General features: G+C 68.2%; 1 protein-coding gene. It reads right to left on the bottom strand.

Annotated features, from left to right (window positions below; translation table 11 throughout):
- Positions 1–1145: MDR/SDR family oxidoreductase (locus VT52_RS34880; RefSeq protein ID WP_143070993.1), on the bottom strand; the 1145-nt coding region annotated here is incomplete at both ends.

Genomic DNA, 1145 nt, shown 5'->3' with positions numbered 1-1145 from the left:
CCCCAGGCGAGTGAGGTGGCGGGGAGGCCTTGGTTGTGGCGGTGGGTGGCGAGGGCGTCGAGGTAGGTGTTGGCGGCGGCGTAGGCGGCTTGGCCGGGGTTGCCGAGGGTGCCGGCGGCGGAGGAGTAGAGGACGAAGGCGGTGAGGTCGAGGTGTTTGGTTGCTTGGTGGAGGTGCCAGGCTGCGTCTGCTTTGGGGCGTAGGACGGTGTCGATGTGTTCGGGGGTGAGTGAGGTGAGGACGGTGTCGTGGAGGGTGCCTGCGGTGTGGATGACGGCGGTGAGGGGGTGTTCTGCGGGGATGCCGGCGATGAGGTCGTGTACTGCTTGGGGGTCGCTGATGTCGCAGGTGGTGATGGTGACGTGGGCGCCGTGTGCGGTGAGTTCGGCCTTTAGTTCGTGGGCGCCGGGGGCTTGTGGTCCGGTGCGGCTGGCGAGGAGGAGGTGGCGGGCTTGGTGGGTGGTGGCGAGGTGGCGTGCGGTGAGGGTGCCGAGGGTGCCGGTGCCGCCGGTGATGAGGATGGTGCCGTCGGGGTTGAGGGGTTGGGGGAGGGTGAGGGCGATCTTGCCGGTGTGGCGGGCTTGGCTGAGGTGGCGGAAGGCGTCGGGGGCGTGGCGGATGTCCCAGGTGGTGACGGGGAGCGGTTGGAGGACGCCGGTTTCGAAGAGGGTGTGGAGGGTTTGGAGGATTTCTTGGAGTCGGTCGGGGCCGGGGTCCATGAGGTCGAAGGGGCGGTAGGTGATGTGGGGGTGGGTGGTGTGGATGTCGTGGGGTTGGCGGATGTCGGTTTTGCCCATTTCGATGAAGCGGCCGTGGGGGTGGAGGAGGCGTAGGGAGGCGTCGGTGTGTTCGCCTGCGAGGGAGTTGAGGATGACGTCGATGCCTTGGTGGTCGGTTTGTTGGAGGGTGGTGCGGAAGGTGGTTTCGAAGTCGAGGGTGCGGGAGTTGGCGGTGTGGGTGGGGGGGATGCCCATGGTGTGGAGGGTGGGGTGTTTGGTGGGGCTGGCGGTGGCGTAGAGGGTGGCGCCGATGTGGTGGGCGAGTTGGGTGGCGGCCATGCCGACGCCGCCGGTGGCGGTGTGGATGAGGAGGGTTTCGCCGGGGGTGAGGTGGGCGAGGTCGTGGAGGGCGTAGTAGGCGGTGAG

This window comes from Streptomyces malaysiense, assembly GCF_000980885.2.
GTDB classification, from domain to species: domain Bacteria; phylum Actinomycetota; class Actinomycetes; order Streptomycetales; family Streptomycetaceae; genus Streptomyces; species Streptomyces malaysiense.
This window is presented reverse-complemented; position numbering and strand designations above follow the sequence as displayed.